Annotated in this window: 26 protein-coding genes and 1 tRNA gene; 10 read left to right on the top strand and 17 right to left on the bottom strand. The window is 59.6% G+C overall.

Annotation, left to right across the window (positions count from 1 at the left end; all coding sequences use genetic code 11):
• Position 1: 1 nt before the first annotated feature.
• The 6 genes from Q1A51_RS08965 to Q1A51_RS08940 form a co-directional block, all read right to left on the bottom strand.
• Positions 2–559 carry a hypothetical protein gene (locus Q1A51_RS08965; protein WP_299597147.1) on the bottom strand — a complete coding sequence of 186 codons (558 nt, stop codon included), beginning with the start codon at positions 557–559 and terminating at the stop codon, positions 2–4.
• A gap of 84 nt (positions 560–643) precedes the next feature.
• On the bottom strand, positions 644–1,228 hold the full coding sequence (locus Q1A51_RS08960; protein WP_299597150.1) for an HNH endonuclease: 585 nt from the start codon (positions 1,226–1,228) through the stop codon (positions 644–646).
• A gap of 110 nt (positions 1,229–1,338) precedes the next feature.
• Positions 1,339–1,968 carry a hypothetical protein gene (locus Q1A51_RS08955; RefSeq protein ID WP_299597153.1) on the bottom strand — a complete coding sequence of 210 codons (630 nt, stop codon included), beginning with the start codon at positions 1,966–1,968 and terminating at the stop codon, positions 1,339–1,341.
• Positions 1,969–2,001: 33 nt separating this feature from the next.
• On the bottom strand, positions 2,002–2,667 hold the full coding sequence (locus Q1A51_RS08950) for an alpha/beta fold hydrolase (RefSeq protein WP_299200021.1): 666 nt from the start codon (positions 2,665–2,667) through the stop codon (positions 2,002–2,004).
• On the bottom strand, positions 2,664–3,293 hold the full coding sequence (locus tag Q1A51_RS08945) for a DNA-3-methyladenine glycosylase 2 family protein (RefSeq protein WP_299597158.1): 630 nt from the start codon (positions 3,291–3,293) through the stop codon (positions 2,664–2,666). The genes Q1A51_RS08950 and Q1A51_RS08945 overlap by 4 nt, the downstream gene beginning before the upstream one ends.
• Positions 3,290–3,973, bottom strand: a complete 684-nt coding sequence (locus tag Q1A51_RS08940; RefSeq protein WP_299597161.1) for a precorrin-6A/cobalt-precorrin-6A reductase — start codon at positions 3,971–3,973, stop codon at positions 3,290–3,292. The genes Q1A51_RS08945 and Q1A51_RS08940 overlap by 4 nt, the downstream gene beginning before the upstream one ends.
• A gap of 91 nt (positions 3,974–4,064) precedes the next feature.
• Here Q1A51_RS08940 and Q1A51_RS08935 point away from each other — a divergent pair, with 91 nt between their 5' ends.
• The gene (locus tag Q1A51_RS08935) at positions 4,065–5,288 is read left to right on the top strand and encodes an MFS transporter (protein ID WP_299200034.1); all 1,224 of its coding nucleotides are present in this window, start codon (positions 4,065–4,067) and stop codon (positions 5,286–5,288) included.
• A 28-nt stretch (positions 5,289–5,316) separates the two neighbouring features.
• On the opposite strand, the gene Q1A51_RS08930 is transcribed toward Q1A51_RS08935, so the two are convergent.
• From Q1A51_RS08930 to cysS, 4 genes are all read right to left on the bottom strand, one after another.
• The gene (locus Q1A51_RS08930) at positions 5,317–6,081 is read right to left on the bottom strand and encodes a squalene/phytoene synthase family protein (protein ID WP_299597165.1); all 765 of its coding nucleotides are present in this window, start codon (positions 6,079–6,081) and stop codon (positions 5,317–5,319) included.
• Positions 6,078–6,803 (bottom strand): trans-aconitate 2-methyltransferase, encoded by a 726-nt coding sequence (locus Q1A51_RS08925; RefSeq protein ID WP_299597168.1) that lies wholly within the window; start codon positions 6,801–6,803, stop codon positions 6,078–6,080. Before Q1A51_RS08925 ends, Q1A51_RS08930 begins: the two co-directional genes overlap by 4 nt.
• The gene (gene cimA / locus Q1A51_RS08920) at positions 6,800–8,416 is read right to left on the bottom strand and encodes a citramalate synthase (RefSeq protein ID WP_299597171.1); all 1,617 of its coding nucleotides are present in this window, start codon (positions 8,414–8,416) and stop codon (positions 6,800–6,802) included. The genes Q1A51_RS08925 and cimA overlap by 4 nt, the downstream gene beginning before the upstream one ends.
• A gap of 124 nt (positions 8,417–8,540) precedes the next feature.
• A complete protein-coding gene (gene cysS, locus Q1A51_RS08915) occupies positions 8,541–9,929 on the bottom strand; it encodes a cysteine--tRNA ligase (RefSeq protein WP_299597176.1) in 1,389 nt (462 codons plus the stop codon).
• Positions 9,930–10,142: 213 nt separating this feature from the next.
• Here cysS and Q1A51_RS08910 point away from each other — a divergent pair, with 213 nt between their 5' ends.
• Positions 10,143–10,499, top strand: a complete 357-nt coding sequence (locus Q1A51_RS08910; protein WP_299597179.1) for an MmcQ/YjbR family DNA-binding protein — start codon at positions 10,143–10,145, stop codon at positions 10,497–10,499.
• A gap of 116 nt (positions 10,500–10,615) precedes the next feature.
• Entirely contained in the window at positions 10,616–11,788 is a 1,173-nt protein-coding gene (locus Q1A51_RS08905; RefSeq protein WP_299200107.1) for a pyridoxal phosphate-dependent aminotransferase, read from the top strand.
• 2 nt (positions 11,789–11,790) lie between these two features.
• Here the strand turns inward: Q1A51_RS08905 and Q1A51_RS08900 are convergent, their stop codons facing one another.
• Positions 11,791–12,378, bottom strand: coding sequence for an outer membrane beta-barrel protein (locus Q1A51_RS08900; RefSeq protein ID WP_299200120.1), 588 nt, complete (start codon positions 12,376–12,378; stop codon positions 11,791–11,793).
• Between the two features lie 390 nt (positions 12,379–12,768).
• Here Q1A51_RS08900 and Q1A51_RS08895 point away from each other — a divergent pair, with 390 nt between their 5' ends.
• Entirely contained in the window at positions 12,769–14,310 is a 1,542-nt protein-coding gene (locus Q1A51_RS08895; protein WP_299597183.1) for a trimethylamine methyltransferase family protein, read from the top strand.
• A gap of 410 nt (positions 14,311–14,720) precedes the next feature.
• On the opposite strand, the gene Q1A51_RS08890 is transcribed toward Q1A51_RS08895, so the two are convergent.
• A complete protein-coding gene (locus Q1A51_RS08890) occupies positions 14,721–14,969 on the bottom strand; it encodes a hypothetical protein (protein WP_299200149.1) in 249 nt (82 codons plus the stop codon).
• Positions 14,970–15,207: 238 nt separating this feature from the next.
• Here Q1A51_RS08890 and Q1A51_RS08885 point away from each other — a divergent pair, with 238 nt between their 5' ends.
• On the top strand, positions 15,208–15,675 hold the full coding sequence (locus Q1A51_RS08885) for a sigma-70 family RNA polymerase sigma factor (RefSeq protein ID WP_299597187.1): 468 nt from the start codon (positions 15,208–15,210) through the stop codon (positions 15,673–15,675).
• Positions 15,676–15,985: 310 nt separating this feature from the next.
• On the opposite strand, the gene Q1A51_RS08880 is transcribed toward Q1A51_RS08885, so the two are convergent.
• Positions 15,986–19,645, bottom strand: coding sequence for a vitamin B12-dependent ribonucleotide reductase (locus tag Q1A51_RS08880; RefSeq protein WP_299671241.1), 3,660 nt, complete (start codon positions 19,643–19,645; stop codon positions 15,986–15,988).
• Positions 19,646–20,237: 592 nt separating this feature from the next.
• Here Q1A51_RS08880 and Q1A51_RS08875 point away from each other — a divergent pair.
• A complete protein-coding gene (locus Q1A51_RS08875; protein ID WP_299597193.1) occupies positions 20,238–20,627 on the top strand; it encodes a hypothetical protein in 390 nt (129 codons plus the stop codon).
• A 2-nt stretch (positions 20,628–20,629) separates the two neighbouring features.
• On the opposite strand, the gene Q1A51_RS08870 is transcribed toward Q1A51_RS08875, so the two are convergent.
• The 4 genes from Q1A51_RS08870 to pdxH form a co-directional block, all read right to left on the bottom strand.
• Positions 20,630–20,706 (bottom strand) — tRNA-Pro (locus Q1A51_RS08870).
• Positions 20,707–20,761: 55 nt separating this feature from the next.
• Positions 20,762–21,235: a DUF192 domain-containing protein gene (locus tag Q1A51_RS08865; RefSeq protein ID WP_299597196.1), complete on the bottom strand. Its 474-nt coding sequence runs from the start codon at positions 21,233–21,235 to the stop codon at positions 20,762–20,764.
• Positions 21,236–21,237: 2 nt separating this feature from the next.
• Positions 21,238–21,774, bottom strand: coding sequence for a cold-shock protein (locus Q1A51_RS08860; protein ID WP_299597200.1), 537 nt, complete (start codon positions 21,772–21,774; stop codon positions 21,238–21,240).
• A gap of 120 nt (positions 21,775–21,894) precedes the next feature.
• Complete coding sequence (pdxH, locus tag Q1A51_RS08855; protein ID WP_299597203.1) at positions 21,895–22,593, bottom strand: pyridoxamine 5'-phosphate oxidase; 699 nt, start codon at positions 22,591–22,593, stop codon at positions 21,895–21,897.
• Positions 22,594–22,646: 53 nt separating this feature from the next.
• Here pdxH and fabI point away from each other — a divergent pair, with 53 nt between their 5' ends.
• The 4 genes from fabI (at position 22,647) to Q1A51_RS08835 (ending at position 25,811) form a co-directional block, all read left to right on the top strand.
• Positions 22,647–23,453 (top strand): enoyl-ACP reductase FabI, encoded by an 807-nt coding sequence (gene fabI / locus Q1A51_RS08850; RefSeq protein ID WP_299599639.1) that lies wholly within the window; start codon positions 22,647–22,649, stop codon positions 23,451–23,453.
• Between the two features lie 3 nt (positions 23,454–23,456).
• Positions 23,457–24,065 (top strand): LysE family transporter, encoded by a 609-nt coding sequence (locus Q1A51_RS08845; protein WP_299597206.1) that lies wholly within the window; start codon positions 23,457–23,459, stop codon positions 24,063–24,065.
• Between the two features lie 3 nt (positions 24,066–24,068).
• Positions 24,069–24,572, top strand: coding sequence for a xanthine phosphoribosyltransferase (gene gpt, locus Q1A51_RS08840; RefSeq protein ID WP_299552696.1), 504 nt, complete (start codon positions 24,069–24,071; stop codon positions 24,570–24,572).
• Between the two features lie 63 nt (positions 24,573–24,635).
• Positions 24,636–25,811, top strand: coding sequence for an aminotransferase (locus Q1A51_RS08835; protein ID WP_299597209.1), 1,176 nt, complete (start codon positions 24,636–24,638; stop codon positions 25,809–25,811).

Here is a 25,811-nt window from a genome sequence, read left to right as displayed (position 1 = left end):
CCTACATCAGCAATGCGCCCTTGGACTCTTCGGTAAAGACACGGATGTAGTCACCCGGCGACGATCCCGCCCAATACACCCACAGTCGGGTGGGCAGGTTCTCGTCAATCCAGACGTAGTCGCCCTGCTCCAAACCGCGCAGCTCGGTGCTGAGATAGGTTACGCCCGTGTCAGCCAGAAAGTCGGTCGCCGCCATCGTGTCCTGAAAAGCCGCAACCCCAAGGATGGGCGCGTCAAAGTCAACATAGCCAGTGTGAATGCCAGACAGGCTGTCAAAGAACACATAGTGACTTGCGACCACTGTACCTGCTGGAATCAGGCCCTTTTCGCTGCCGATATCCACCCGAATGGGTTCGACCAGCGTGATGTTCTGATCTTCATCGAACCCATACAGATTGTCATCATCGAACGTGTCTTCGCCGACGGCAAAGGGGGTCTCTGTATCCAGCAATACGAACCGTCCGTCTCCGCTTTGCTGGATGATTTTTCCTTGCAATATCTGGGCCGTCACCGGCTGGGTCGCAAGAAGAGCAATAAGACAGGCAATAAAATGGCGCATCCATGAAACATGCCCCAATTCATACGTAGGCGCATGGGGCCTCAGTTCACGAGCACGTGAAGGCGCGACACCATCGCTGCTCTGTTATGCCTGCAGTTCGGCATCCCAATACAGAAAGTCCATCCAGCTTTCATGCAGGTGGTTTGGTGGAAACTTGCGGCCCATGTTGCGCAGCTCTTCCGCTCCGGGCTGTCGCGGTGGTTTGCGCAGGGCCATGCCCGTACGGTGCAGCGCCTTGGAGCCCTTGCGCAGGTTGCACGGACTGCACGCCGCAACCACGTTCTGCCAGCTGGTTACACCGCCTGATGCGCGCGGGACCACGTGATCAAAGGTCAGATCCCCTTTGGCCCCACAGTACTGGCAGCGGAATTCGTCCCTCAGAAATAAATTAAAGCGCGTGAAGGCCACGCGCTTTTGAGGTTTCACATAGTCTTTCAGGACCACGACAGAAGGTATTCGGATCTCGGTACTCGGGGACCGAACGACCTCGTCATACTCGGCCACGATGTCCACCCTATCAAGCCAGGCCGCCTTGACCGCCTCCTGCCAGGGCCACAGGGACAACGGGTAATAGCTGAGCGGCCTGTAGTCCGCATTCAGCACCAACGCCGGGTGCTGTTTTAACGCAGATGGGCTGCGTGTAAATTCCGTTCTGAAATCGCCGTCCATGCGTGACTCCGTCCTCGCCCTGTCTGCCCGTTATGGCACCAGAGCGGGGATCCCGCCCCGGCTTTATGTCGTGACTATATCTTGTGGAAAGCGGGTTGCAAGTGCCATGCTTACCACGAGATGTCGCAGCCGCAATAGAACGGTTTGGTGACAGCGATGTGACGGTTTTTGTGCATCTCAAGCGGTGCGGGGCAGCTACTGTCCGACGGCATCCAGCGGAGTGGACCAGCCTTCCGCACGGCACCGCTCCATACCGCCGAACGGATCGCTTGTTGCATCCTCACCGCCTTCGGTATCCACAGAATAAATGACGTCCCGCACCCCAACAGCAACGCACAGGGCCGGATAGCGTCGCAACCCATGGGCATAGGCAAAACAAGCCGCACCCGGTGAATGCGCCCGTCTCGATCATCGACCAAACGCAGCACGCTCCATTCCAGTACCGTTTCCGCATCCCCGGGCTGATCCACAATCATCCGGCGCAGGGGGTCGTGGAAAATATGATCCTTGTCCGGCACAAACGTATCGCGCCCGTCAACCACCCAGATATAGGCATCCGCGTCGAGCATGGAGAGCGGCGCCACCTCCGTCTCAAAGGCCCCTACCCCGTCATCCAAGGCATACAAATCACGTTTCAGAGTCGGCAGCGCATCACCATCCACGAGAACCGTCAACGGAGTTGCAGAAACGTCAGCGTCATTGGAAGACTGAGCAGTCGCGGACACGTACGACAATGCCATGGCACAGGCCAAGGCGCTTCAGAATGAAGCGGATCAAAGCCCCAGCTTGTCCCGCATAAAGGCCAACGCAACGCTCAACCCATCCGGCGCGATCCCATGCGCTGTGCCCTTCATGACGTGGGCATAGACATCCTTCCACCCCGCCCCCTGCAGGGCCTCTGCGGCCTGCGGCAAGGATTGTGGCGGCACCACATCATCCTGATCGCCATGGATGAGCAAGACGGGCGGGCGGCTGACCACCTCATCGGCCAGCAGTTCGGGGTTCAGCAATCGCCCCGAAAAGGCGACGATCCCTGCGACCGGGTCTTCGCGGCGTGGGGCCACGTGCAACGACATCATCGTGCCTTGGGAAAAGCCAAACAGCACCACCTGTTCGGGCAGCACATCCTCGTCCACCATCAAGGCGTCCAGAAACGCGTTCAGATCCTCCGCGGCAGCATTCAAACCGCGCTCAGCCTCTTCTTCCGACGATCCGTCGATCCACGGGATCGGGAACCACTGATAGCCACCAGGATAGCCCGGAATGGCCTCGGGCGCATCGGGTGCCACGAACAGCGTGTCCGGCAAATGCTCACCCAAGGGTTCCGCCAACCCCAGCAGGTCGGCCCCATTGGCACCGTAGCCATGCAGAAACACAACGATTGACCGCAACTCACCTGATTGCGGCTCAACCCGCCCTGCCTGCAACACCCGTGTCATGTGATCCCCTCTCGGCCCTTTGCGACCCGGTAGTAGGTGAAGAACAGCCGGGCAGCAACCGCCCGCCACGGCGACCAATCATTGGCCATCTGGCGCAGCACTTTTTCCTTGGGCCGCTCCGGCAAATCAAAGATCAGGCGCGCGGCCTCCTGCAAGGCCAGATCACCCGGGGCAAAGACATCCGCCCGGCCAAGCGCGAACATGGCATAGATCTCGGCCGTCCAGACGCCGATGCCCTTCACTGCAGTTAGCGTGGCAATGACATCGGTGTCAGGCGCATGGCGCAATGCGTCGTAGTCGATCCCGGCCTCGGCCAGCGCGAGGGCATAGGCAATCTTCTGACGGCTCAGGCCTGCAGCGCGCAGACCGTCCTCTCCTGCCGCAATCACAGGCGCGGGCGCTACCAACCCGGCCTCTTGCATCCGCGCCCAGATTGCATTGGCCGATGCGGTACTTACCTGTTGGCCGATGATGGCATTGAGCAGTGCGGCAAATCCATCTGGCCGGCGCCTGAGCGGCAGAGGACCCGCCAACTCTAACGCATCCGCCAGCGCCGGATGTCGCGAAGCCAACCACGTAGCACCTTCGGTCACGTCTTCATTGCTGTCGATGATACGCCCGGTCACAGATTATCCATCCAAGCCAGCAGCGCGTCCGTGTCGCTCACAAGCGGCGCATTGCCGGTGTCAGGTTGCGCAATCAGGATCACCGGCAGTCCCAGCGTCCGGGCGGCCTCAATCTTGGGAAACCCGCTGCTTCCACCAGTGTTCCGCGCCAACAGCACATCAATTTCCAATTCTGTGAACAAAGCCACTTCTCCGGCCACGTCGAACGGACCGTTCCCAAACACGTAAGCGCAACCATCCGGCGCAGGATCGTCATGGCGGTGTAATTGTCGCAGGAAGACAGGCCCATCGTGATGCACCAACGTCTCTGCACTGTCGCGGCCAGACGCTGCAAAAATCCGCGCGCCTGACGGCAATGCCGCTACGGCCTGCGCCAGATCATCAACCTCTTGCCAGCGATCTTCAATGCCGGGCGTCCAGGCCGCCCGCCCCACTCGAACTCTCGGCAAAGCAGGCGAAAACCGCGAGATCATGGCAGGCAAAATCTCGTCAAACGGATGCGTCGCATCAACAACCACATCGGCAGACTGCACTCCCGCCCGCAGGGTCGCAGCGCGTGGCAGATCCGCCACCACGGGCGCGCGCGACCAATAGACCTGCACGTCATGCCCCGCAGCCTGCAAGGCACGAACCGCAGGTTCGGTCATGGCCGACCCGCCCAGAACAAGGACCTGTTTCATGCCGCCACCCTAGCCCCCTGTCGCCGGTGCGCAACCACCTGTGCTTAATCGCGCACTTGCCGCAGCAGGCGCTCAGGGATAGCCAGCAAACATGACCTACGTTGATGACACCCGCGCCAAGCGCAACGTGGCCGTTCTGGTCGCGGCGCAGGCCTTCCTTGGCAGCCAGATCACCATGATGTTCGTGGTGGCTGGTCTGGCCGGACAACAGCTCACACCCTACGCCTGTTTGGCGACGTTGCCCATCTCGCTCATCGTGTTCGGGTCGATGACAACAGCGCCGTGGCTGTCGAACGTCATGCAGCGCTTTGGACGCAAAACGGGGTTCATCGTAGGCGCGCTTGGCGGACTGGCGGGTGCAGCCATCGGGGTCTGGGCGCTGAGCATCGGCAGCTTCTGGCTGTTTCTCGCGGGCAGCTTCATGACCGGCATCTACATGTCGGCGCAGGGTTTCTATCGCTTTGCGGCTGCCGACACGGCATCTGACGCCTTCCGCCCCAAGGCCATTTCTTACGTGATGGCAGGCGGCCTGCTGTCGGCCATCATCGGACCGCAGGTCGTTGGTTATGTGACCGCAGACACAGCCGATGCCACGGTCACGCGCTACATTCCGATCTATTGGGTTGCCATGGGCTTCAACGTGATGGGCATGGCGCTGTTCATGCTGCTTGATATTCCCAAGCCAGCCCCGCCGTCAGCGACAGAAGGCGCGGGACGCACGCGCAAGGAATTGCTTCGGGATCCGCGCATCGTGGTCGCCGTAATCTGTGCCGCCGTATCCTACGCGCTGATGAACCTCGTGATGACCTCCACACCTCTCGCCGTGGTCGGCTGCGGGTTTACTGAACCAGACGCGGCAAACGTGGTCACAGTGCACGTTCTGGCCATGTTTGCCCCGTCCTTTTTCACCGGCCACCTGATCTCGCGCTTTGGGGCCGAGCGGATCATGGGTCTTGGCCTTGGCATCCTTGGTGTGGCTGGCGTTGTCGCACTTCAGGGCGTCGACCTCGCCAATTTCTATTGGGCGCTGTTCTTCTTGGGACTGGGCTGGAACTTTGGGTTCATCGGGGCCACCTCCATGCTGGCCGGGGCCCACTCGGCGCAGGAACGGGGGCGTATGCAGGGCATGAACGACCTGATCGTTTTCGGCGGTGTCACCTTGGCATCGCTGGCATCCGGCGGCTTGATGAACTGCGCAGGCGGAGACCCAGTCGAAGGCTGGGCGGCGGTGAACATCGCCATGGTGCCCTTCCTCGTTCTGGCCGGAGGGTCGTTGATCTGGCTTGTGATGCGGAAACGCGCAATCGCCGTGTAAGGCGCATCTTGATGCGCCAGCCTGTGGGCTACAGCATCACACGCCCCGTCAAAGCGCTGAAACTCAGCCGCCATGGCGCGACGGTCGGCACGCGCCCCTCTGCCACCATGGCCGGGTCGCGCGCGATCTGATCTAACAAGGATCGGACGCCAGTTGCGGGCCAAAGCGCTGCCCGCGCCGATGTGGGCAATCCTGGAGCCGTAAGGCGCATCCTGATGCGCCCAGCCAAGGCCGCAACACCGTCCTGAGTGCCATCAAGTAAGGGAATACGTCCCGCGTCTTCCAGCTTGGGAACAGCCCGCAAAAACGCAACAAGCCCCGCCGCCAAGGCAACGGATCGCACCGAGCTTTCCTGATCTGCAGGCGCCCCAAGACATTCTGCAGCGGTCCACATCAGGTGGCCTGCGGTCTGGTCGATATAGCGGTCAAAGTGCGCCTCATCCTCGAAGGCGTCGCGGTAAACATCCCAACGCCGCGCCGCCACGCTTTCGTCCAACCGCCGCGCCATGTCCGTCCTCAGCACCCCGGCCAAGGGCGTTGTGACCTCATGCTTACGCACCTGTCGCCCCTCCGCAATCTCCTCCAGCGCATCCCGCCACCATTGCAAACGCATCTCGGCAATCATCGCCTCTTGCGTCACCCAAGGCGCACGCGACACCTCCACATTCAGGGCATAGAGAGGAAACAAGATCGCGCGCGCCGACACCGGCGCCGCCATGACCGTTCGAAACCGATCAGGATCGCCCTGCTCGACAATCCGCGCGCAGGGAATGACCATCTCTGGCAGGCTCATTCCGGAGCCACGATCAACAGCGCATAGGCAATCTCATCCCGGGCGGCATGCCACAGGTCAATCTCGCGCTGGCATTCGGCCACGGCTTCCGCGATCACCGGATCGGTGTTGGTCGCCCGCAAATGGTCAATCCGCGTCTGCATCGGATTATAGTAGGCGAGCCAAGGCGCACCGACGATCATACGATGATCCAACACGCGGTAACCAGCGGCGGAAACACGCGCCTCTATCCCGGCAAGGTCGGTGATCTGCGGATACTCTTCCCAGAACGCAGCGGCATCGGCCGACAAAGGCCCCAAAGCAACCGGTTCGGAAAAGGCGACATGCCCACCAGGTTTCAACGCATCACGCCACAGGGTCAGTCCTTCGGTCACGCCCAGAAAATACAGCGCCCCGGCACACCAGATCAGGTCATAGGTCCCACCCGGCTCGGCCATGCTGCCAAGCTCAACGCGCACACGGTCCCCGAACGGCGCAAGACGCGCTTGTGCATGGGCTACAAACGGCTCTGTCGTATCAACCGCCCTGATCCGCGCCTCGGGCAAAGCCTGCGCCAAGGTGACAGTGTCGCCCCCCGTCGCGCAGCCCGCGTCAAACACATCAACCGCGCCAGAGAGGCCAATACGGTCCAAAGCCCAATGCACATCCTCTGGCGCACCCGGCCCCTCGCGGGGCAGGTCATTATGGACCTCCAAAAAAGCAGTCCACTGCTCAGGCGTCATTCCGCACCATCCTGCACCAGTTTCCACCGGATCGCATCCAACAGCGCCTCGAACGACGCGTCCACGATGTTGGCCGACACGCCCACGGTGGACCAGCGCCGTCCCTGCCCGTCCTCGCTGTCGATGATGACACGGGTCACCGCCTCGGTCCCTCCTTGCGTGATCCGCACCTTGAAGTCGACCAGGCGTATATCCTCGACATTCTTCTGATATCGGCCCAGATCCTTCGCCAGCGCCTTGGCCAGCGCGTTGACCGGGCCACGGTCGGTGCCCAGCTCGTCCATGGATTCGGACACGGACAGCATCTTTTTGCCATCGACCTTCACCACAACAACCGCTTCGGACAAGGACACCATCTGGTCCCGCTTGTTCTTGCGGCGCTCAATGGTCACGCGGTAGCGCTTGACCTCGAAGAACTCCGGCAACAGGCCCAACTCGTCCCGCGCCAACAACTCGAACGACGCCTGCGCGGTGTCATAGGAATACCCGGCATCCTCGCGTGTCTTGATCCGATCCAGAATGCGCGGCAAGGCCGAGTCCTTCGCAGGCACCTCCAGCCCCATCTCGGCCAGACGCTTGCGCAGGTTCGACTGCCCCGCCTGGTTCGACATCGGAATGATGCGCGCATTGCCCACCGTGTCTGGTGCCACATGCTCATAGGTGGTCGGATCCTTCAGGATGGCCGACGCGTGCAGCCCGGCCTTGTGCGCAAAGGCAGACGCCCCGACAAAGGCCGCCTGCTTCTGCGGTACCCGGTTCAGAATGTCGTCGAGCATCCGGCTCGTCCGCGTCAGCCCCGCCAGTGCGTCCTTCGACACACCCGTCTCGAACTGACTGGCATAGGGCTCTTTCAACAGCAGGATCGGGATGATCGACGTCAGGTTCGCATTCCCGCACCGTTCGCCCAGCCCGTTCAACGTGCCTTGGATCTGCCGCGCACCCGCATCGACGGCGGCCAAAGACCCAGCCACCGCATTCTCGGTGTCATTGTGGGTGTGAATGCCCAAACGGTCTCCATCAATGCCCGAGGCAATCACCGCCTTGGTGATGGCATGGATGTCATGCGGCAACGTCCCGCCATTGGTGTCACAAAGCGCAATCCACCGCGCCCCTGCGTCATAGGCCGCGTGGATCGCCTCAAGCGCATAGTCCGGGTTGCTCTTGTAGCCATCAAAGAAGTGCTCGGCATCAAAGATCGCCTCGCGCCCGTTGGCGACCAAATGTGCAAAGGTCTGTGCGATGTTGTCCGTATTCTCAGCCAGAGAGATACCAAGGGCCTTTTCAACGTGGAAATCATGGGTCTTGCCGACCAGACAGACGGCTTGCGTACCGGCATTCAGGACGGCGGCGAGGACATCATCATTCTCCGCACTGATCCCGGCCCGCTTGGTCATGCCAAAGGCGGTAAAGGTCGCGCGGGTCTCGGGCGCGTCTTCGAAAAACGCACTGTCGGTCGGGTTGGCACCCGGCCAGCCGCCTTCGATGTAGTCGATGCCAAGACTGTCCAGCGCTTGCGCGATCTGGTGCTTTTCAGGGGTCGAGAACTGCACGCCTTGGGTCTGCTGCCCGTCGCGCAAGGTTGTGTCAAACAGGCAGAGGCGCTCCTTGGTCACAACACGTCCCCAATCTTCTTTGTTCCGGCCGTGGCGCGAGCGTCACGGCCAGCCCCCGACCGCCCCCCCGGGCGGGGGCTACACCCCCACCCGCGGTCGAGGGCTGGCCTTTGTTCAGCGTAACTCATAGGAGGCCCTCCAGTTTTGAGGGATCGAAGTTGGGACCCGGCAACAAATCAACACTGTCTTTTGTCATCCGCACCTCAACTCCTGCAGCAAGCAGACCTGACTTCAGTCGATCCACAATCGCAAAGTCTTTTGTTTCCATAGCAGCACGGCGCGATGCCTTGAGCGCATCAACATAGTCCATGAAGTCAAACCCCTTCGGAACGGCCCATTCGGGGGCTTCATCACCCATCAGCCCAAGAAATTGCAGACTATGACGCAAAGCGGTGAAGTCCTCGGCCAATGAAAGCTGATGCAACTCGGCAATGGCACCTGCCGTGTTGAGGTCATCGCTCAAAGCGTTCGTCACGCCGAAATAGGGTTCGCCAGTACCAACAGCCTGTATGGCTTGCGCATACCATTTGCGCAGGATTTTCTCCGCCTCAGCCCGTTTCTTCTCGGTCCAGTCCATCGGCTTACGATAATGCGTGGACAGCATCACAAACCGGATCACCTCCCCGGGAACGCCCTGATCCAAAAGGTCCCGCACGGTAAAGAAGTTGCCCAAGGACTTGGACATCTTCTTGCCCTCGACCTGCAACATCTCGTTGTGCATCCAAAATCGGGCAAACCCATGGCCAGCGCATTTCGACTGGGCAATCTCGTTCTCATGGTGCGGAAACTGCAAGTCGTTGCCACCACCGTGAATATCGAACGTATCACCCAGCAAATCATAGGCCATGGCCGAGCATTCGATGTGCCACCCGGGCCGCCCTCGCCCCCAAGGACTGTCCCAGCCGGGCAAGTCATCATCCGACGGCTTCCACAGCACGAAATCCATCGGGTCTTCCTTGTAGGGCGCGATCTCAACCCGCGCACCTGCGATCATGTCGTCAACGGAACGACCCGACAGCGCGCCATACTTGTCATACTCACGCACCCGAAACAGCACATGACCGTCCTTGGCATAGGCAAAGCCCTTGCCGATCAGATCCTCGATCATTGCGACCATCTGCACGATGTATTGGGTCGCCCGCGGCTCTTGCGAAGGGCGCAAAGCCCCCAACGCATCCATATCTGCGTGATACCAGCCGATGGTCTCGTCTGACCGCTCGGCGACCAGCTCTTCCAGCGTACCATCCGCACCCGCTTCTTTGCGGGCTAAGGCCGTAGCGTTGATCTTGTCGTCCACATCTGTGAAGTTCCGAACGTAAGTCACTGCATCTTCGCCACAAACATGGCGCAGCAGTCGGAACAGGACATCAAACACAAGCACGGGCCGCGCATTGCCCAGATGCGCCCGATCATAGACCGTGGGGCCGCAGACATACATGCGCACATTGTCAGGATCGAGGGGCTCAAACACCTCTTTCCGGCGGGTCGCAGTGTTGTAAAGCTGGATCGTCATGGCATGGTCTCGCAAGGCATGAGTGTGGGCGCAGGGTTGGCGCGGGCCTAGCAATTCTGATCTGTCATGGAAACAAAGAACCGGCCCGCTGAAGAAATCAGCAGATAATGCAGCAAATGATGCAGGTGTTCCGGGTCATAAACTGTCACTAGCGCGCACGCCCGACGCCGGTCAACCCTTGTTTCGGCACGCAGGCGCCCCCACACTCGCGAAATGACACTCGAAAACGCAAACCGTATCTGCAGCGCCCTGCCCGGCGCGTGGTATCACTCCAGCGCAGATGGCGGGCTTGAGGCCTGGAAAGTCGGTGACAAGATGTTCGCCTGCTACGGCCACGCGCTTGACGGGATTTCGGTCAAGACAGCCGACCCCGAAAGCGCCCAGTTCCTGATCGAAATTGGTGCCGCCGAAAAAGCCAAGTACTTCCATCGCTCATGGGTCCGCATCCCTTTTGATCACCCCGGCGTGTACGCGCTAAAGGACCGCATCCACACCTCCTACGGCATCATCCGCAAAAGCCTTCCCAAAAAGGCCCAAGCCGAACTCGCCGCATGGCAGGACGACACCTGATCCTCCTTCATCTTGCCAAGTAAACTTCGGGGGTCTGGGGGCTGGCCCCCAGTCCATGTGTTGACATCCCCCGCCCCCTCTGCCCCCTTGGCGCCACCACCGCCAAGGAGCCAAACATGAACCTGTCCCAACGCATGCAAACCCTCACCGGCGGCGGTTCAGACGGTTGGGACGTGTTCATCAAGGCACGCAAAATGATCGCCGAGGGCACGCCAGTCACAGAGCTGACCATCGGCGAACACGACATCCGCACGGCAGCTTCGATCCTGCAGGATATGCACAAAAGCGCGCTTGGCGGGCATACCGGCTACGCCATGGTCCCAGGCACGGACACGCTGCGCGACACGGTGGCAAAACGCACCAGCGAACGGACAGGTGTCCCCACAACCCGCGACAACGTACTGATCACACCGGGTGGGCAGTCGGCCCTCTTTGCCGCCCACGCAGCAGCCTGCGACCCGGGCGACACGGCGCTCTACCTTGATCCGTACTATGCGACCTATCCCGGCACGATCCGCGGGGTCTCCGCCATCCCGCACGCGATCCAGACCCGAGCCGAGGACGCCTTCCAGCCCCGCGCTTCAGACATCGCCGCGCACGCCCAAACTGCCAAAAGCCTGCTGATCAACTCGCCCAACAACCCAACGGGCACGGTCTATTCCCGCGACACGCTTACCGGCATCGCGCAGATGTGCATGGATAGCGACCTGTGGCTGATCTCGGACGAAGTCTATGACACGCAGGTCTGGGAGGGCGAACATATCTCACCCCGGTCTCTGTCCGACATGGCAGAACGCACACTGGTTGTCGGGTCCATGTCAAAAAGCCACGCCATGACGGGGTCGCGCTGCGGCTGGGTGATCGGACCGGAAGAGGTGATTGCGCACCTGATCACGTTTGCGACGCACACAACCTATGGCGTGCCCGGGTTCATCCAGGACGCCTCGGTCTTCGCACTAGATCAGGGCCCGAACTTCGAAGCCGAGATTGCCGCACCGTTCAAACGCCGTCGCGCCATCGCAAAACGGGTATTGTCAGGCCAGAACACTATTGGCCTGATCCCGGCACAAGGGGCCATGTATCTGATGCTGGATATCCGCGCGACGGGAATGACCGGGGACGACTTCGCTAACGCCCTTTTGGACGAACACCACGTAGCTGTCATGCCCGGCGAAAGCTTTGGACAAGCCGCCGCCGGTCACGTTCGGGTCGCCATGACAATCGACGACGCCGACTTTGAACAGGCACTGCGCACGCTTACGGCATTTGCCGAAGCGCGCGCAGCCTGAGATCAGAAGCGAATCGAACCGCGTACGGTCAGCGTCGTGGCATCCGCATCGACGCCCGAGCCGTCGATATCGTCAAAGCTGTGCTCCAAAAGCTCGGCCCCGACAGTGTAACGGTCGTTGATTTGGTAGGCCACGCCGATACCGTAAAACTCGCCGGTCTCAGAACCGATCGACGTGTCCAAATCAGCAACACCAGCTGTGAAATACCCCAGCGTGCGACCGAAGTCGTAACCAGCCTGCAGCTTCAACCGGGCGACACTGTCAACATCCGCAGCGCCGTTCAGGTCAATGTCGGTGAAGTCATAGTCAAGCTCGCCACCCAGGACGAAGGTCCCGAAATCGTAGCGATACCCGACATGCGCACCGTAAAGAATGTCGTCACCATCCGCATCGCCAGATCCATCGACATCGCCATAACCCAACTGCAAACCGGCATAACCACCCGTCCAGTCGCCGCCAAACGTCTGTACCGGCGCGGGAGGCGGGGGTACAGGCGCCACAGGTTCAGGTGCTGGGGGCTCAAGGCTGCCAGCCAGAGCCGGGCTTGCCAGGGCCGTTGCCAACCCAATCGCAAAAATGCGCGTCTTCATAAGTCTGCTCCTTTTTTCGTGGCACAGCGCGATCACGCGCCGCCCCGTACACAACTGTGCATGACGCGGCACAGTTCCAGTCCTCACCGCTCACAGTGCAATGACTGCGCATCAGACCGCCCAAATCCGCGCAAAGTGGCAGCAATAAGCCGCGTGCACAGTGTCGCAAACAGACAAGACAGGCGGCGTTTCGCACGCCAGCGTGACGAAGAGTGACATGTTGAAACAAAGGTGACGGAGGAGTCGCACACCGTGCAGGGCACCTTTAGCAAGATTTCACTGGTGGCACGCACCATCGGGGCCGAACGCGGCAGGGCGGCGCGTGGGCGACCCGTATCGTTGTGATCTGACCTCACTCGATACCTCGCCACTTACCCACGGACCATGCAAATGAACGACCAATCTCCCTCTCGCTCTGGCGGCCGGGCCGCACGCCGCGCTGCGCGCGCCACCGCCCTCCCCGACCACCTGCGCCCTGTGCGCCCCGGCCTTGAGGGCGGCCGCTACAATCCACTGACCGACGCAGAGGTTCAGCGCATCCACACGGCTGCACTGGACGCTCTCGAAACTATCGGTCTCGCCGACGCTCCACCGTCAGGCGTGGAGTACCTGACCAATGCGGGCGCGATCCTGGGCGAAGATGGGCGCATTCGTTTCCCTCGCGCACTTGTCGAAGACACCATTGCGCGCGCGAACAGATCCATCACACTATGCAGCCGCGACGGCAAGCACGACCTCGACCTCAGCGGCTCCCGCGTCCACTACGGCACGGCGGGTGCGGCTGTGCATATGGTCGATATTGACGGACGGAACTACCGCGACAGCACAGTGCAGGACCTGCACGACGCGGCGCGTATATGCGATGTGCTCGACAACATTCACTTCTGTCAGCGGCCGATGATTTGCCGTGACATCCCCGACACGGTCGAGATGGAGTACAACTCGGTCTATGCTTGCGTATCGGGCACAACCAAACACATCGGGACCAGCTTTTCCGAACCGCATTGCGTGGCTCCGGCGGTCGAGATGCTGCACATGATTGCAGGCGGGGAGGACGCCTGGCGCGCCCGGCCCTTTGTCTCCAATACAAACTGCTTTGTCGTGCCACCGATGAAATTCGCCTCTGAAAGCTGCCAGGTGATGGAGGCGTGCATAAAAGCCGGGATGCCGGTCCTGCTTTTGTCGGCGGGCATGAGCGGAGCCACCGCCCCCTCGACCATTGCAGGCGCCATTGTGCAAGCCGTGGCCGAGTGCCTCGCGGGCCTCGTCTATGTCAACGCCGTCAGACCGGGCGCACCTGCCATCTTCGGCACATGGCCCTTCGGCCTTGATCTGCGCACCGGGGCAATGTCGATCGGCTCAGGCGAGCAAGCCTTGTTGACAGCAGGCTGCGCACAGATGCACCGGTTCTACGATCTGCCGGGCGGCGCTGCTGCCGGTGCGTCGGACAGCAAGCTGCCGGACATGCAGGCGGGATGGGAACAGATGTGTTCCAATGTCATGGCGGGGCTGTCGGGGCTGAACATGGTCTACGAGGCCGCAGGCATGCATGCATCGCTTCTGGGGTTCTGCCACGAAAGCCTGATCCTGGGCGACGACATCATCGGTCAGGCCCTGCGCTGCACACGCGGGATCGAAGTGACGGATGAAACGCTGGCCCTGGACCAGATGGCGCAGGTGTGCATGGAAGGCCCAGGTCACTACCTTGGGACCGAACAGACGCTGTCGCGCATGCAATCAGATTGCGTCTACCCGACATTCGGAGACCGCACCTCACCCAAGGAATGGGCCGAACTAGGCAAACCGGACCTCCTGGAGAAAGCGGCGGCGCGCAAGGCGGAAATTCTCGCCAGCCGTCCAGCGGCCGCACTCGAACCCGCGCTCGATGCAGATCTCCGCGACACATTCAAAATCCACCTGCCAGACGCCTGAACCAGAATAAGGAGGGACCACCCGGTCAGAACGGTCCCTCTTCCCTGTTTCAAAAAAATCCGCCCCGAAGGGCCCGTCGGCCAAGCAGCCGATGCGTGGCAGGCCGAGGGCTCAGGCCTCCACATACCCAGCAAATGGCGTCGCGCAGCGTCCTTTGGATCACCGTGCGTTGCGTTAACCTCCGCTCCTCCGCCCGTTGGGGGTGTACAGGGGGTGTACGGATGCTGCATGGGGGGTGACACCCTGTCACCGGCCTTCATCTTCATGAAAACAAGGTGAATCCACGGGCGAATCCGCCCCTGTTACACCTCAAACAAAAATGAGGCCCGGCCCCTGGGGGGAGACCGGACCTCACACCCCCACCCTTCACCACGCGGACAATGACACGCGGTAAAAGTCGGGTGTACGGGTTAGCCGTCCGTGGGTGGCATAAGGCCGGCTTCTTGGGCTGCGGCGACTTCATCTGCATCCAGCGCGCCATCGGCGTTCAGGTCCATCGCGGTGAAAACATCGGATGTTACGTCGGGAAAGCTTGCTTGCACTTCGTCGATGGTCAGCACGCCATCCCCATTCGTATCAAGATCCGCTGCGCCCTGGGCCACTGCAAAGGCCGGGATAGTGAGCGCTGCTACGAAAGTCAGAGAAGCAATCTTGGTCATTGGTGAACTCCTATCGAGTTTGGTTGTTTGAGGGGCCTGTTTCCGGCGCCCTTGATGTACATGAGCACAAATTTCAGGACTGCACCCCCCTCGAGATCGCCACCCCTGCAACCGCGCAAGCGCCTGCCGATCCGGGCAATTGGCATGCGCGGCGTGCTGCCCAAAAAGAGGGCGCAGCGGGGATCGGCGAAAACCCCCGGGCTATTCAAGCGGTATGAGAAAGCCCAGCTTCGCAGCCATGACTCACCCCATCAGTCCCCGCGGCCTCGTACCACTTATCCCCCTGTTGACGCGGCGCGCGCTCAAGCTGGCGGGCAACCGCGCCGAGGCCGAAGACCTCGTGCAGGACACGTTGCTCGCCCTGTGCCAACGGCTGCGCGACGGCCATCCCATCGACGACTTGTCCGCCTACGCAATGCACACGCTGTCAAACCGTGCGCGGCGCGGGTTGAGACTGCAGACCACGGACAAGCTGAAGGATGATCACGCGCTGACAGAACCAGATGCCCTGCTGCGACTGGATTGTGCAGACACCCTTGCCGCGATCACAAAGCTGCCCAAACCACAGCGCCAGTTGATGGAACTCGTCGTTACCGGAGAAACCTCACCCCGCGCACTTGCAAACAGCACGGACCTGCCTCTTGGCACGGTTATGTCGCGTCTCGCCCGCGCCCGCGCAAAACTACGGCTTGTCCTGACCGAGTAAGAACAGAAGCGGTCGCCCCTCCGCAGGGGCGGTGGGTGGGCGAATTTGCGCAGCAAAGAGAGCACCAACCGCATCAAAAGAAAAAAGGGGGACCAAAAGGCCCCCCTGTGAGTTTCGCCGTTCAGGCTCAATATGTTAACCGCCCGGTACTTTTCTGCCTGCGGCCTGAACGTCGTTAGGGGCGAGCGCACCCGCCCCGTGTAAAGGTGGGGGGACAAAGTACCGCCCCACCCTATTCCATCTTCGTCGGGAGCCAGACCGGTCCAGCCGGCCCGGCCCCCTCGCGCCCCTTCCCCGGGGTGCGTAACTCTTAGCTACACCCGGACGTGCCGCCGCAGGTGTTGCACTTCATGCAAGTGCCGTTGCGCACCAGCGTGTAGTTGCCGCATTCGCCACATGCCTCGCCTTCGTAGCCCTGCATCTTGGCCTTGGTGCGGGCGTCCATGGTCGTGGTTGCCGCCGTCACAGTCGTGGTCGACACCGATGCCGCACCGTTCACAGCCACCTCGGGCACCAGCGTCTGCAATGCGACTTCTGCGTCCACCGTGACCCCTTCAGCCATGCCGCCCTGCAGCACCACCAGATCCTGGGGCAAACGCTTGCGCAGATAGCCGGTCGAGCTGATTTGTTTCAGCACTTCCAAGGACTTCGATGCTGCCGTCTCAGACAGTTCCGAAACGTTGGACACGCCCTCTTCCTCGCCCCGACCGATATCGTCGAACGTGGCCCCTTCGGGTTTCACATGCGCCAAATCCGTGCGGTCAAGGTAGGACACAGCCAGTTCACGGAACACGTAGTCAAGGATCGACGTCGCGTTCTTGATGCTATCATTGCCCTGGACCATACCTGCGGGTTCGAACTTGGTGAAAGTGAAGGCGTCCACGAACTCTTCGAGCGGCACACCGTATTGCAGGCCCACGGACACGGCGATGGCAAAGTTGTTCATCATCGCACGGAAGCCAGCGCCTTCCTTGTGCATGTCGATGAAGATCTCGCCCAGATTGCCGTCCTCATACTCGCCCGTCCGAAGGTAGACTTTGTGGCCCCCAACGATGGCCTTCTGAGTGTAGCCCTTGCGGCGCTGAGGCATCTTTTCGCGATGAGATTTCACAATCTCTTTCACGATGATCTTCTCAACAATCTTTTCGGCCAGCACGGCGGCCTTTTCGGCGGGTGCACCGCTTTCCAGCACCTCTTGGGCGTCCTCGTCATCCTCGACCAGCGCAGCCGCCAAAGGCTGCGAGAGTTTGGAGCCATCACGGTAGAGCGCGTTCGCCTTCACACCCAATGACCAAGACAGCTCATAAGCACGCTGGCAGTCTTCGATGGTGGCATCGTTCGGCATGTTAATGGTTTTGGAAATCGCACCTGAGATAAAGCTCTGTGCAGCGGCCATCATCGTGATGTGGCTGTCCACGCTCAGGAAACGCTTGCCCTTCTTGCCACACGGGTTGGCGCAGTCGAAGATATGGTAATGCTCTTCTTTGAGGTGCGGAGCGTCTTCCAGCGTCATCGTTCCGCAGACGTGATCGTTCGCAGCGTCGATATCGGCCTTAGAGAAGCCCAGCGACTTCAGCAGGTCAAAGGTTGGGTCGTTCAGCTTTTCGGCCGGAATGCCCAGCACGCCTGTGCAGAACTCTTCGCCGAGCGTCCACTGGTTGAACACGAACCGGATGTCGAAGGCACTTTCCAGCGCCGCATCCACTTTCGCCAACTCGTTGGCACCAAAGCCATGCCCAGTCAGTGTCGTGTGGTTGATCGCAGGCGCATTACCGATGGAGCCATGGCCCACCGCGTAGCTGATGATCTCTTCGATCTGAGCCGAGCCGTAGCCGAGGTTTTCGAGCGCCGCAGGCACCGAACGGTTGATGATCTTGAAGTAACCACCACCGGCAAGCTTCTTGAACTTCACCAGGGCAAAGTCAGGCTCAATCCCGGTTGTATCGCAGTCCATGACCAGGCCAATCGTGCCGGTCGGTGCGATCACAGTGGATTGCGCGTTGCGGTAACCGTTCTTCTCGCCCAGTTTCAGCGCTTCGTCCCATGCACCCATGGCGACGTCGATCAGACGTGGATCTGGGCAGTTGGCGTGGTCCAGAGCGACCGGTTTGACCGCCAGTTCCTCATAACCTTCGGTCGCACCATAGGCCGCGTTGCGGTGATTGCGCATGACCCGCAGCATGTGGTCGGCGTTCTTCTTGTAGCCCGGGAACGGACCCAACTCACCCGCCATCTCGGCAGATGTGGCATAGGACACGCCGGTCATGATGGCAGTCAGGGCACCACAAAGCGCGCGGCCTTCGTCGCTGTCATAGCCGTGGCCCATGTTCATCAGCAGTCCGCCGATGTTTGCATAGCCAAGACCCAAGGTACGGAAGTCATATGAGCGCTGCGCGATTTCCTTCGACGGGAACTGCGCCATCATCACGCTGATTTCCAGTGTCACAGTCCAAAGGCGGGAGGCATGCATGTAGTCCTCGACCTGAAACTGCCCGTCCTTGAGGAAGGTCAGCAGGTTCATCGACGCGAGGTTACATGCAGTGTCGTCGAGGAACATGTATTCCGAACACGGGTTCGAGCCACGGATTTGCCCGTCTTCGGGGCATGTGTGCCAGTCGTTGACAGTGTCGTGGTACTGAATGCCCGGATCGGCACAGGCCCATGCGGCATGGCCCACTTGTTCCCACAATTCGCGTGCCTTTACCGTCTTGGTGACCGATCCATCGACACGGCTGATCAATTCCCAATCAGCGTCCTTTTCGACCGCAGTGAGGAAGGCGTTGGTCACGCGGATCGAGTTGTTCGAGTTTTGGCCCGAGACTGAGCTATACGCTTCAGAATCCCAGTCGGTGTCGTAGGTCGGGAACTCGATGGACGTATGCCCCTGACGAGCGTAGTCCAACACGCGCTTGATGTAGGTTTCAGGGATTGCAACCCTCTTGGCCGCTTTCACTGCATCCTTCAACGCGTTGTTTTTCTTGGGATCGTAAGCGTCCGCTTCCGCACCATCCCAGGTACCAATGGCTTCAAAGATGCCGTTCAGCTTTTCCTCGTGCATCTTGGAGCCTGCGACGATGGACGCCACTTTCTGCTCTTCGATGACCTTCCAGTTGATGAAGTCCTGAATATCGGGGTGGTCTGCATCCACGATCACCATCTTGGCTGCGCGCCGAGTGGTGCCGCCCGACTTGATGGCCCCAGCTGCGCGGTCACCGATTTTCAGAAAGCCCATAAGACCCGACGACTTGCCGCCGCCCGACAGGCTTTCACCCGCAGCGCGCAGGCTGGAAAAGTTGGTGCCGGTGCCGGAGCCGTATTTGAACAGCCGCGCTTCGCGCACCCACAGGTCCATGATACCGCCATCATTCACCAGATCGTCGGCGACAGACTGAATGAAGCAAGCATGCGGCTGCGGATGTTCATAGGAAGACTTGGATTTGGTCAGCTTGCCGGTCTTGTAGTCGACATAGTGGTGTCCTTGCGCGGGACCATCAATGCCATACGCCCAATGCAGGCCGGTGTTGAACCACTGGGGAGAGTTCGGTGCAGCGCGTTGCGTCGCCAGCATGTGACGCATTTCGTCGTAATAGGCGCGCGCATCTTCTTCGGTCGAGAAGTAGCCACCCTTCCAACCCCAATAGGCCCAGGCGCCTGCCAGACGGTCAAATACTTGCTTGGAGGACGTTTCACCGCCCATTTCGGCGCCGTCAGCCGCTTCGGACCGCCAAAGGAACTCGGGAACGTCCTTTTCTTCGACCTTCTGCAGTTTGGAAGGCACGCTAGCCTTGCGGAAATACTTCTGCGCGATGACGTCGCTGGCAACCTGGCTCCAGCTGCCCGGCACTTCCACCTCGTCCAAGCGGAACACGACGGTTCCATCAGGATTGCGGATCTCGGACGCGGTCGTCACGAAATCAAGAGCCGCATATGCGTCCTGACCGGCTTTGGTGAACTGTCTTTCAATCTTCATCGCGCTGCCTCATTCCCAGCTGGTGTTCCGAAAGGTGCGCCTGACGTTGCAGGGCCCCGTTGTTAATGCCGGCACAAATTCACTGAACCACCCGCCAGACCCGGATACGTGTCTGCGAAATCCCCTAGTATGGCGGTGTCCCCTATCCCTCGTGCCCGGCGGTTCACTCATAGCGTTGACCACTAAATGTTGTGGTGAACCACCCGGCCCACACAAACTGACGTATAGGGAGGGTTCACGTCAACGACATTTTAAAAGTTTTTTGACATCTTTTTCCTTGACCGTCGGAGGCAATTTTGCGCGACGGCGTTGCACGCGATTCACTTCGTTAATACCTCGGTGTTTCGGCAAAATTTCGTCCACGGCATCCATCCGGAAAACGCAAACCAATCTCGCTACTTAATCCAAGCTGTGGATGCTTCACGTTAAGTTATCCACAGTTAACGTCCGCAAAGGCAGAAAGGTTTTGCCGCGCTGCGGAAAATATGATGAGGTCTGCATATCCCCAAACAGAGGCACGGAAATGCGACCCCTGATAGCCTGTTTCGCGGTCGCCCTATGCGCCTGCGCACCACAATATGTAGAAACCGTGGTGACTGACGAACAAGATCTGCCTGTGCGGCGAGCCTCGTTCACGGCGAATCCAGAAACTCTTGATGAAGCTATGCGCGCCTCATGCGCTGCACCCGGCGATGAGCTGCGTGAAGTGTCCGGCTCAGTCATTCAATGCAGGATTCTGCCGCCGCCGGATTTTGCCGCTTTTTTGGTACTGCGGTATGATGGTGCCTTAGAAGCACCCGCGCTCGTGCTGCAAAAGGAAACAGACCAGAAGGACGAGACCTACACTGTGGGATTGTCTTTTTTTGCAGAAGTCACGCAAAAGTCCGGAAATCCACGCCGCATATACTTTAAGCTGCTTGGCCTCGACAAAATGATGGATCGGCTACTCATTTCGACCGGGGGGATGCCAGAGGATTTTTGAAATGGTCGGAGCGAGAGGATTCGAACCTCCGACCCCCTGTACCCAAAACAGGTGCGCTACCAGGCTGCGCCACGCTCCGACCGTGGCGCTGTCTTAGACGGGGCAAACGCAATTGAAAAGCCCAAAGCGTGCAATCAACAGGGCCAAACCGCGATATCTTGATCAAAGCTGGGGTGTCGCATCTGCGCCCCTTCCTGAATCCCCATCATGCGCGCAAGGCCCCCGTTGATTTCGAGGACATGAGTAAGGCCATCCCCCCCGGGAATAGGCGTCTCGTCCAGCGGGATCGCCTCGTGATGTATCTTGGTTACCGTTCCAGTCGGATCCACGAATAACAGATCAAGCGAGATCAGTGTGTTTCGCATCCAGAACGACAGCGGTTGCGGGCGGGGATAGATAAACAGCATCCCCTCGCTTGTTGGCATTGACGGTCTGTTCATCAGTCCAATGGCGCGCTCACGATTGGTATCTGCAATCTCAACGTTAAAGCGCGCCGAACCAAAATCACCACGGAGCCAAACAGTCGCATCATTGCACTTTGCTGCAACAACCTGCGCACATAGACAAAAAATCAGTACTGCAAATGCCCGATGCAACGAGCCGCGCATGATCAATCGCCCTTCTTGGTGAGCGCCGCTTCCCACGCCAACACTTCGGCCGCCATGTGACCGCGCTTTCCATCAATCACGCGCAACGCAAGCGCTTCGCCCGGCTGGAGGTCAGACAAACCGGAGCGGCGCAATACTTCGACGTGCAGGAACACGTCATCTGCACTGCCGAACACATTGGCAAATCCAAACCCCTTACCCTTGTCGAACCACTTGACGCGACCCGGTTGCAACGGCGCATCTGTCACATCGTGCTGGTCCATCTCAGCAAGATCGGTAAGGGAGGACGAATCCGTATGGTCTGGTGGTTTTATCGATATGACCTCGACAGCCTGCACGCCACGCTCCGTATGTTGGATACGCACGTTTACCTCGGCGCCATCCGCCACCGAAGACTGACCAAAGTTTCGCAACACATTTACATGCAGCAAAATGTCCGGACCACCTGAATTGGCCACGATAAAACCGAATCCCTTAACGGGATCGAACCACTTCACGGTCCCAGTGACCACATCCGTATCTTGAGTGTGTTGTGACACGACTTGTCTTTCTATGAGTGCATTATGCCGCATACCAAGACTTGCGCCATTTTCACCTCATAATTCAAGCATGAAATACTGTTTATAATTCAGTTATTTACATTTCACGCTACGTGAAATTCATGGGCTGAGCCGTGTCACTTGCCACGCAGAACCAGGTTTTTCACGCCTCCAGCAGAAGCGATCATGCAATCGGAACGCACCGTCAGCCCAAAATTCGATCTCAACCGGTGTGATCCTGTAGCCGCCCCAAAACGGTGGACGGGATGGATTGGTGCCCTGTTGCGCTGTGACCTTGGCGACCGTAGCCATCAGTGCGGCACGACTGTCCAGCGGCGCACTTTGGTCCGACGCCCATGCCCCAAGGCGTGATTTCAATGACCGGGACGCATAGTAGGCGTCGGCCTTCGCTCCCTCCTCTTTCTCGACAATACCGCGCACCCGCACTTGCCGCCGCAGCGACTTCCAATGCATCACAAAGGCGGCCTTGCCCGCCTGATCCAGCTCTGCCGCCTTCGCGCTGGTGTAATTTGTATAAAAGACAAAGGCGTCATCCTCGACATCCTTCAACAACACCATGCGGACATTGGGCAAGCCGTCAACGTCCACGGTGCTGAGCGCGATGGCATTCGGATCGTTCAGCTCCGCCTCTTCCGCCTCGGCCATCCATGCACGAACAATATCAAAAGGGTTCTCGCCAGCGAATTTGCCCGCTCGGTCTGCCATATCTGTCTCCTGTCGTGTTTTGAAACAGCTAGCCCTGCACGCAACCAGGTTCAACTGCCGCACCCTCTCTTGATGCGTGTTGGGCAATGGCATAAAGCTGGCCGCCAGACACAAAGCCAATAACGAGGGACGGGATGGGTAGCGACATGGCGAGCGATCTGATGACGGGCAAGCGAGGTCTGATCATGGGTCTCGCCAATGATAAATCCATCGCATGGGGTATTGCACGGACCCTCAGCGAGGCTGGGGCCGAACTTGCGTTTTCTTATCAAGGTGATGCACTCAAGAAGCGCGTCGATCCGCTGGCCGCTCAACTGGGCAGCGACATCGTGCTTCCTTGCGACGTGGGCGATGAGGCATCGATTGATGCCCTATTCGAAGCACTGAAAGAGCGTTGGGGCAAACTGGACTTCATCGTTCACGCCATCGGCTTCTCGGACAAGAATGAGTTGCGCGGCCGCTATGTTGACACAAGCCGCGGCAATTTCACGCTGACGATGGATATCTCAGTCTATTCATTCACCGCGGTAATGCAGCGGGCCGAAAAGATGATGACAGATGGGGGCAGCGCCCTGACCCTCACATACTACGGCGCTGAACAGGTCATGCCGCACTATAACGTCATGGGTGTCGCCAAGGCTGCACTTGAGGCGTCGGTCAAATATCTGGCCGAGGATCTGGGCAAGGACAACATCCGCGTCAATGCGATCAGCGCTGGACCGATCAAGACCCTTGCAGCCTCGGGCATCGGCGACTTCCGCTACATCATGAAGTGGAACGAGTACAACTCGCCCCTGCGGCGCAATGTGACCATCGATGATGTTGGCAAATCGGCGCTGTTCCTGCTCAGCGATCTGGGGTCTGGCACGACCGGCGAAAATCTTCACGTCGACGCGGGCTACCACGTGGTCGGCATGAAGGCGGTCGACGCGCCTGACATCGAAAAAGGGTAACGGATGAGCCTGACACTGGCAGAGCTTGTTGCCTTCAATACCATCCTGCTGGCTGCCTTGCTTTCACCCGGAGCAGCCATGTTGTTCATTACCAAGGCAACCGTGACAGGCGGCCGAGCCGCCGGGATTGCCACCGGCATTGGTCTTGGCACCGCGGCCGCGATGTGGACCCTCGCGGCATTGCTTGGACTTGAGGCTGTGTTCACGTTCTTTCCATGGACTTACACCGCGCTCAAGATCGGAGGGGCGCTGTACCTGATCTGGATTGCCATCCAAACGTGGCGACATTCGCGCGACCCGCTTGGGGATGCACCGAAACCGCGCGGGCAAGCGATCTTGTCCGGAATACTTTTGAATTTGGGCAACCCGAAATCGATGTTGTTTGCGGCGGCTGTGATCGTCGTTGTCTTTCCCAAAGGGCTCGCGGCGGCTGATATCGTGGTGATCGTCCTGAACCACTGGCTGCTTGAACTTGTGTTCTACACCCTTCTCGCCCTTGCTCTGAGCACGCCGCACATTCGACGCGGCTATGTCAGCCTCAAACCTGTTTTCGACCGCATCGCGGCTACACTGCTTGGCGCGCTTGGCCTGCGCCTGATCCTGGAGAAATAACCAATGGCAGACCGCCTCCCCCATGAAAAAGGGTTCCACATCAGCTGGGATCAAATCCACCGCGACAGCCGGGCGCTGGCGTGGCGCCTTGACGGGCAAGGACCGGACAACGGTGCCTGGCGCGCCGTGGTGGCGATTACGCGTGGCGGCATGGCACCGGCGATGATCGTCAGTCGCGAGTTGGATATCCGCACTGTGGATACGATCAGCGTCAAATCCTACCATCACCAAAGCCAGGGCGAAGTTGAAGTCCTGAAAGCACCTGACGCAAACCTGATGGGGGATGGCACAGGCATCCTTGTCATTGATGATCTGGTCGACTCTGGCCGCACCCTCGAAGTGGTGCGCGATCACTACCCAAAGGCGCATTTTGCCACTGTCTACGCCAAGCCCAAGGGCGAGCCGATGGTTGATACGTTCATAACCGGCGTCAGCCAGGACACATGGATATTTTTCCCATGGGACATGGCGCTGCAATATGTCGAACCATATCGCGGCACCGATTAATCTCCGTCATCTTGCCAGATAACTACCGCCGGAGACTCCGGTGCTTTCAAAACGAGCGACCTCATGACCCTGACGCGCACCGCATCCACATTCGCTCCTCCGGTGATGGAGGCGCGGCGCTGGATTGAAGGCGTCAATTTCCCTGAAGACCGTCCGCTGATCAACGTGAGCCAGGCCGCTCCGGTCGATCCTCCACCGGATGCCCTGCGCCAAGCCATGGCCGATGCGGCTCTCACCAAGGACGACGCGCATCTCTACGGTCCGGTTCTAGGCATGACGGCCCTGCGCGCCGGATTGTCTGACCAGATCAACCGGCACTATGACGCGCGCACGACGGCAGAAAACATCGCCATCACCTCCGGCTGCAATCAGGCCTTCGCCGCGGCAATCGCAACGCTGTGCGAGGAAGGGGATGAAGTTATCCTGCCAACCCCATGGTATTTCAATCACAAAATGTGGTTGGACATGAGCGGGGTTGCCTCCGTGCCGCTGCCTGTCGGGAACGGTATGTTGCCGGATGTCGCCGCAGCAGAGGCTTTGATCACAGACCGGACACGCGCCATCGCACTGGTCACGCCGAACAATCCGGCAGGTGTCGAATACCCCGACAAACTCGTGCTGGATTTCTTCGAATTGGCAAGGGCGCGCGGAATTGCCCTAATCGTCGACGAAACCTATCGCGACTTTGACAGCCGCAGCGGCGCGCCCCATACCCTTTTCCAGCAGGATGGCTGGGATGAGACGTTCATCCACCTCTATTCGTTCTCCAAGACATACCGATTGACCGGTCACCGGGTCGGCGCATTGGTCGCGTCCCCTGCGCGTTTGGCCGAGGCCGAGAAGTTCCTTGATACGGTTGCCATCTGTCCCGGCCAGATCGGGCAATACGCTGCCCTTTGGGGGCTTGAGAACCTTGCCAATTGGGTCGCCGGAGAACGGAACGAAATCCTTGTTCGGCGCAAGGCCATTACCGATGGGTTTTCTGTGTTGGCGGACAAAGGTTGGGAGCTTATGGGGTTGGGCGCCTATTTCGCCTACATGAAGCACCCGTTCGATATGTCGTCGGCCGAGCTTGCCCCGAAACTGGTGCAGGAGGCGGGCATCCTATGCCTACCCGGTACAATGTTCTGGCCCGACGATGCCGTCGAGGGACGCCAACAATTGCGCATTGCCTTCGCCAATCTCGACGCCAGCGGCATAAATGAACTCTACACAAGGCTGTCAGCCCTGACCCTTTGA

It is taken from the genome of uncultured Tateyamaria sp. (assembly GCF_947496075.1).
GTDB lineage: Bacteria > Pseudomonadota > Alphaproteobacteria > Rhodobacterales > Rhodobacteraceae > Tateyamaria.
This window is presented reverse-complemented; position numbering and strand designations above follow the sequence as displayed.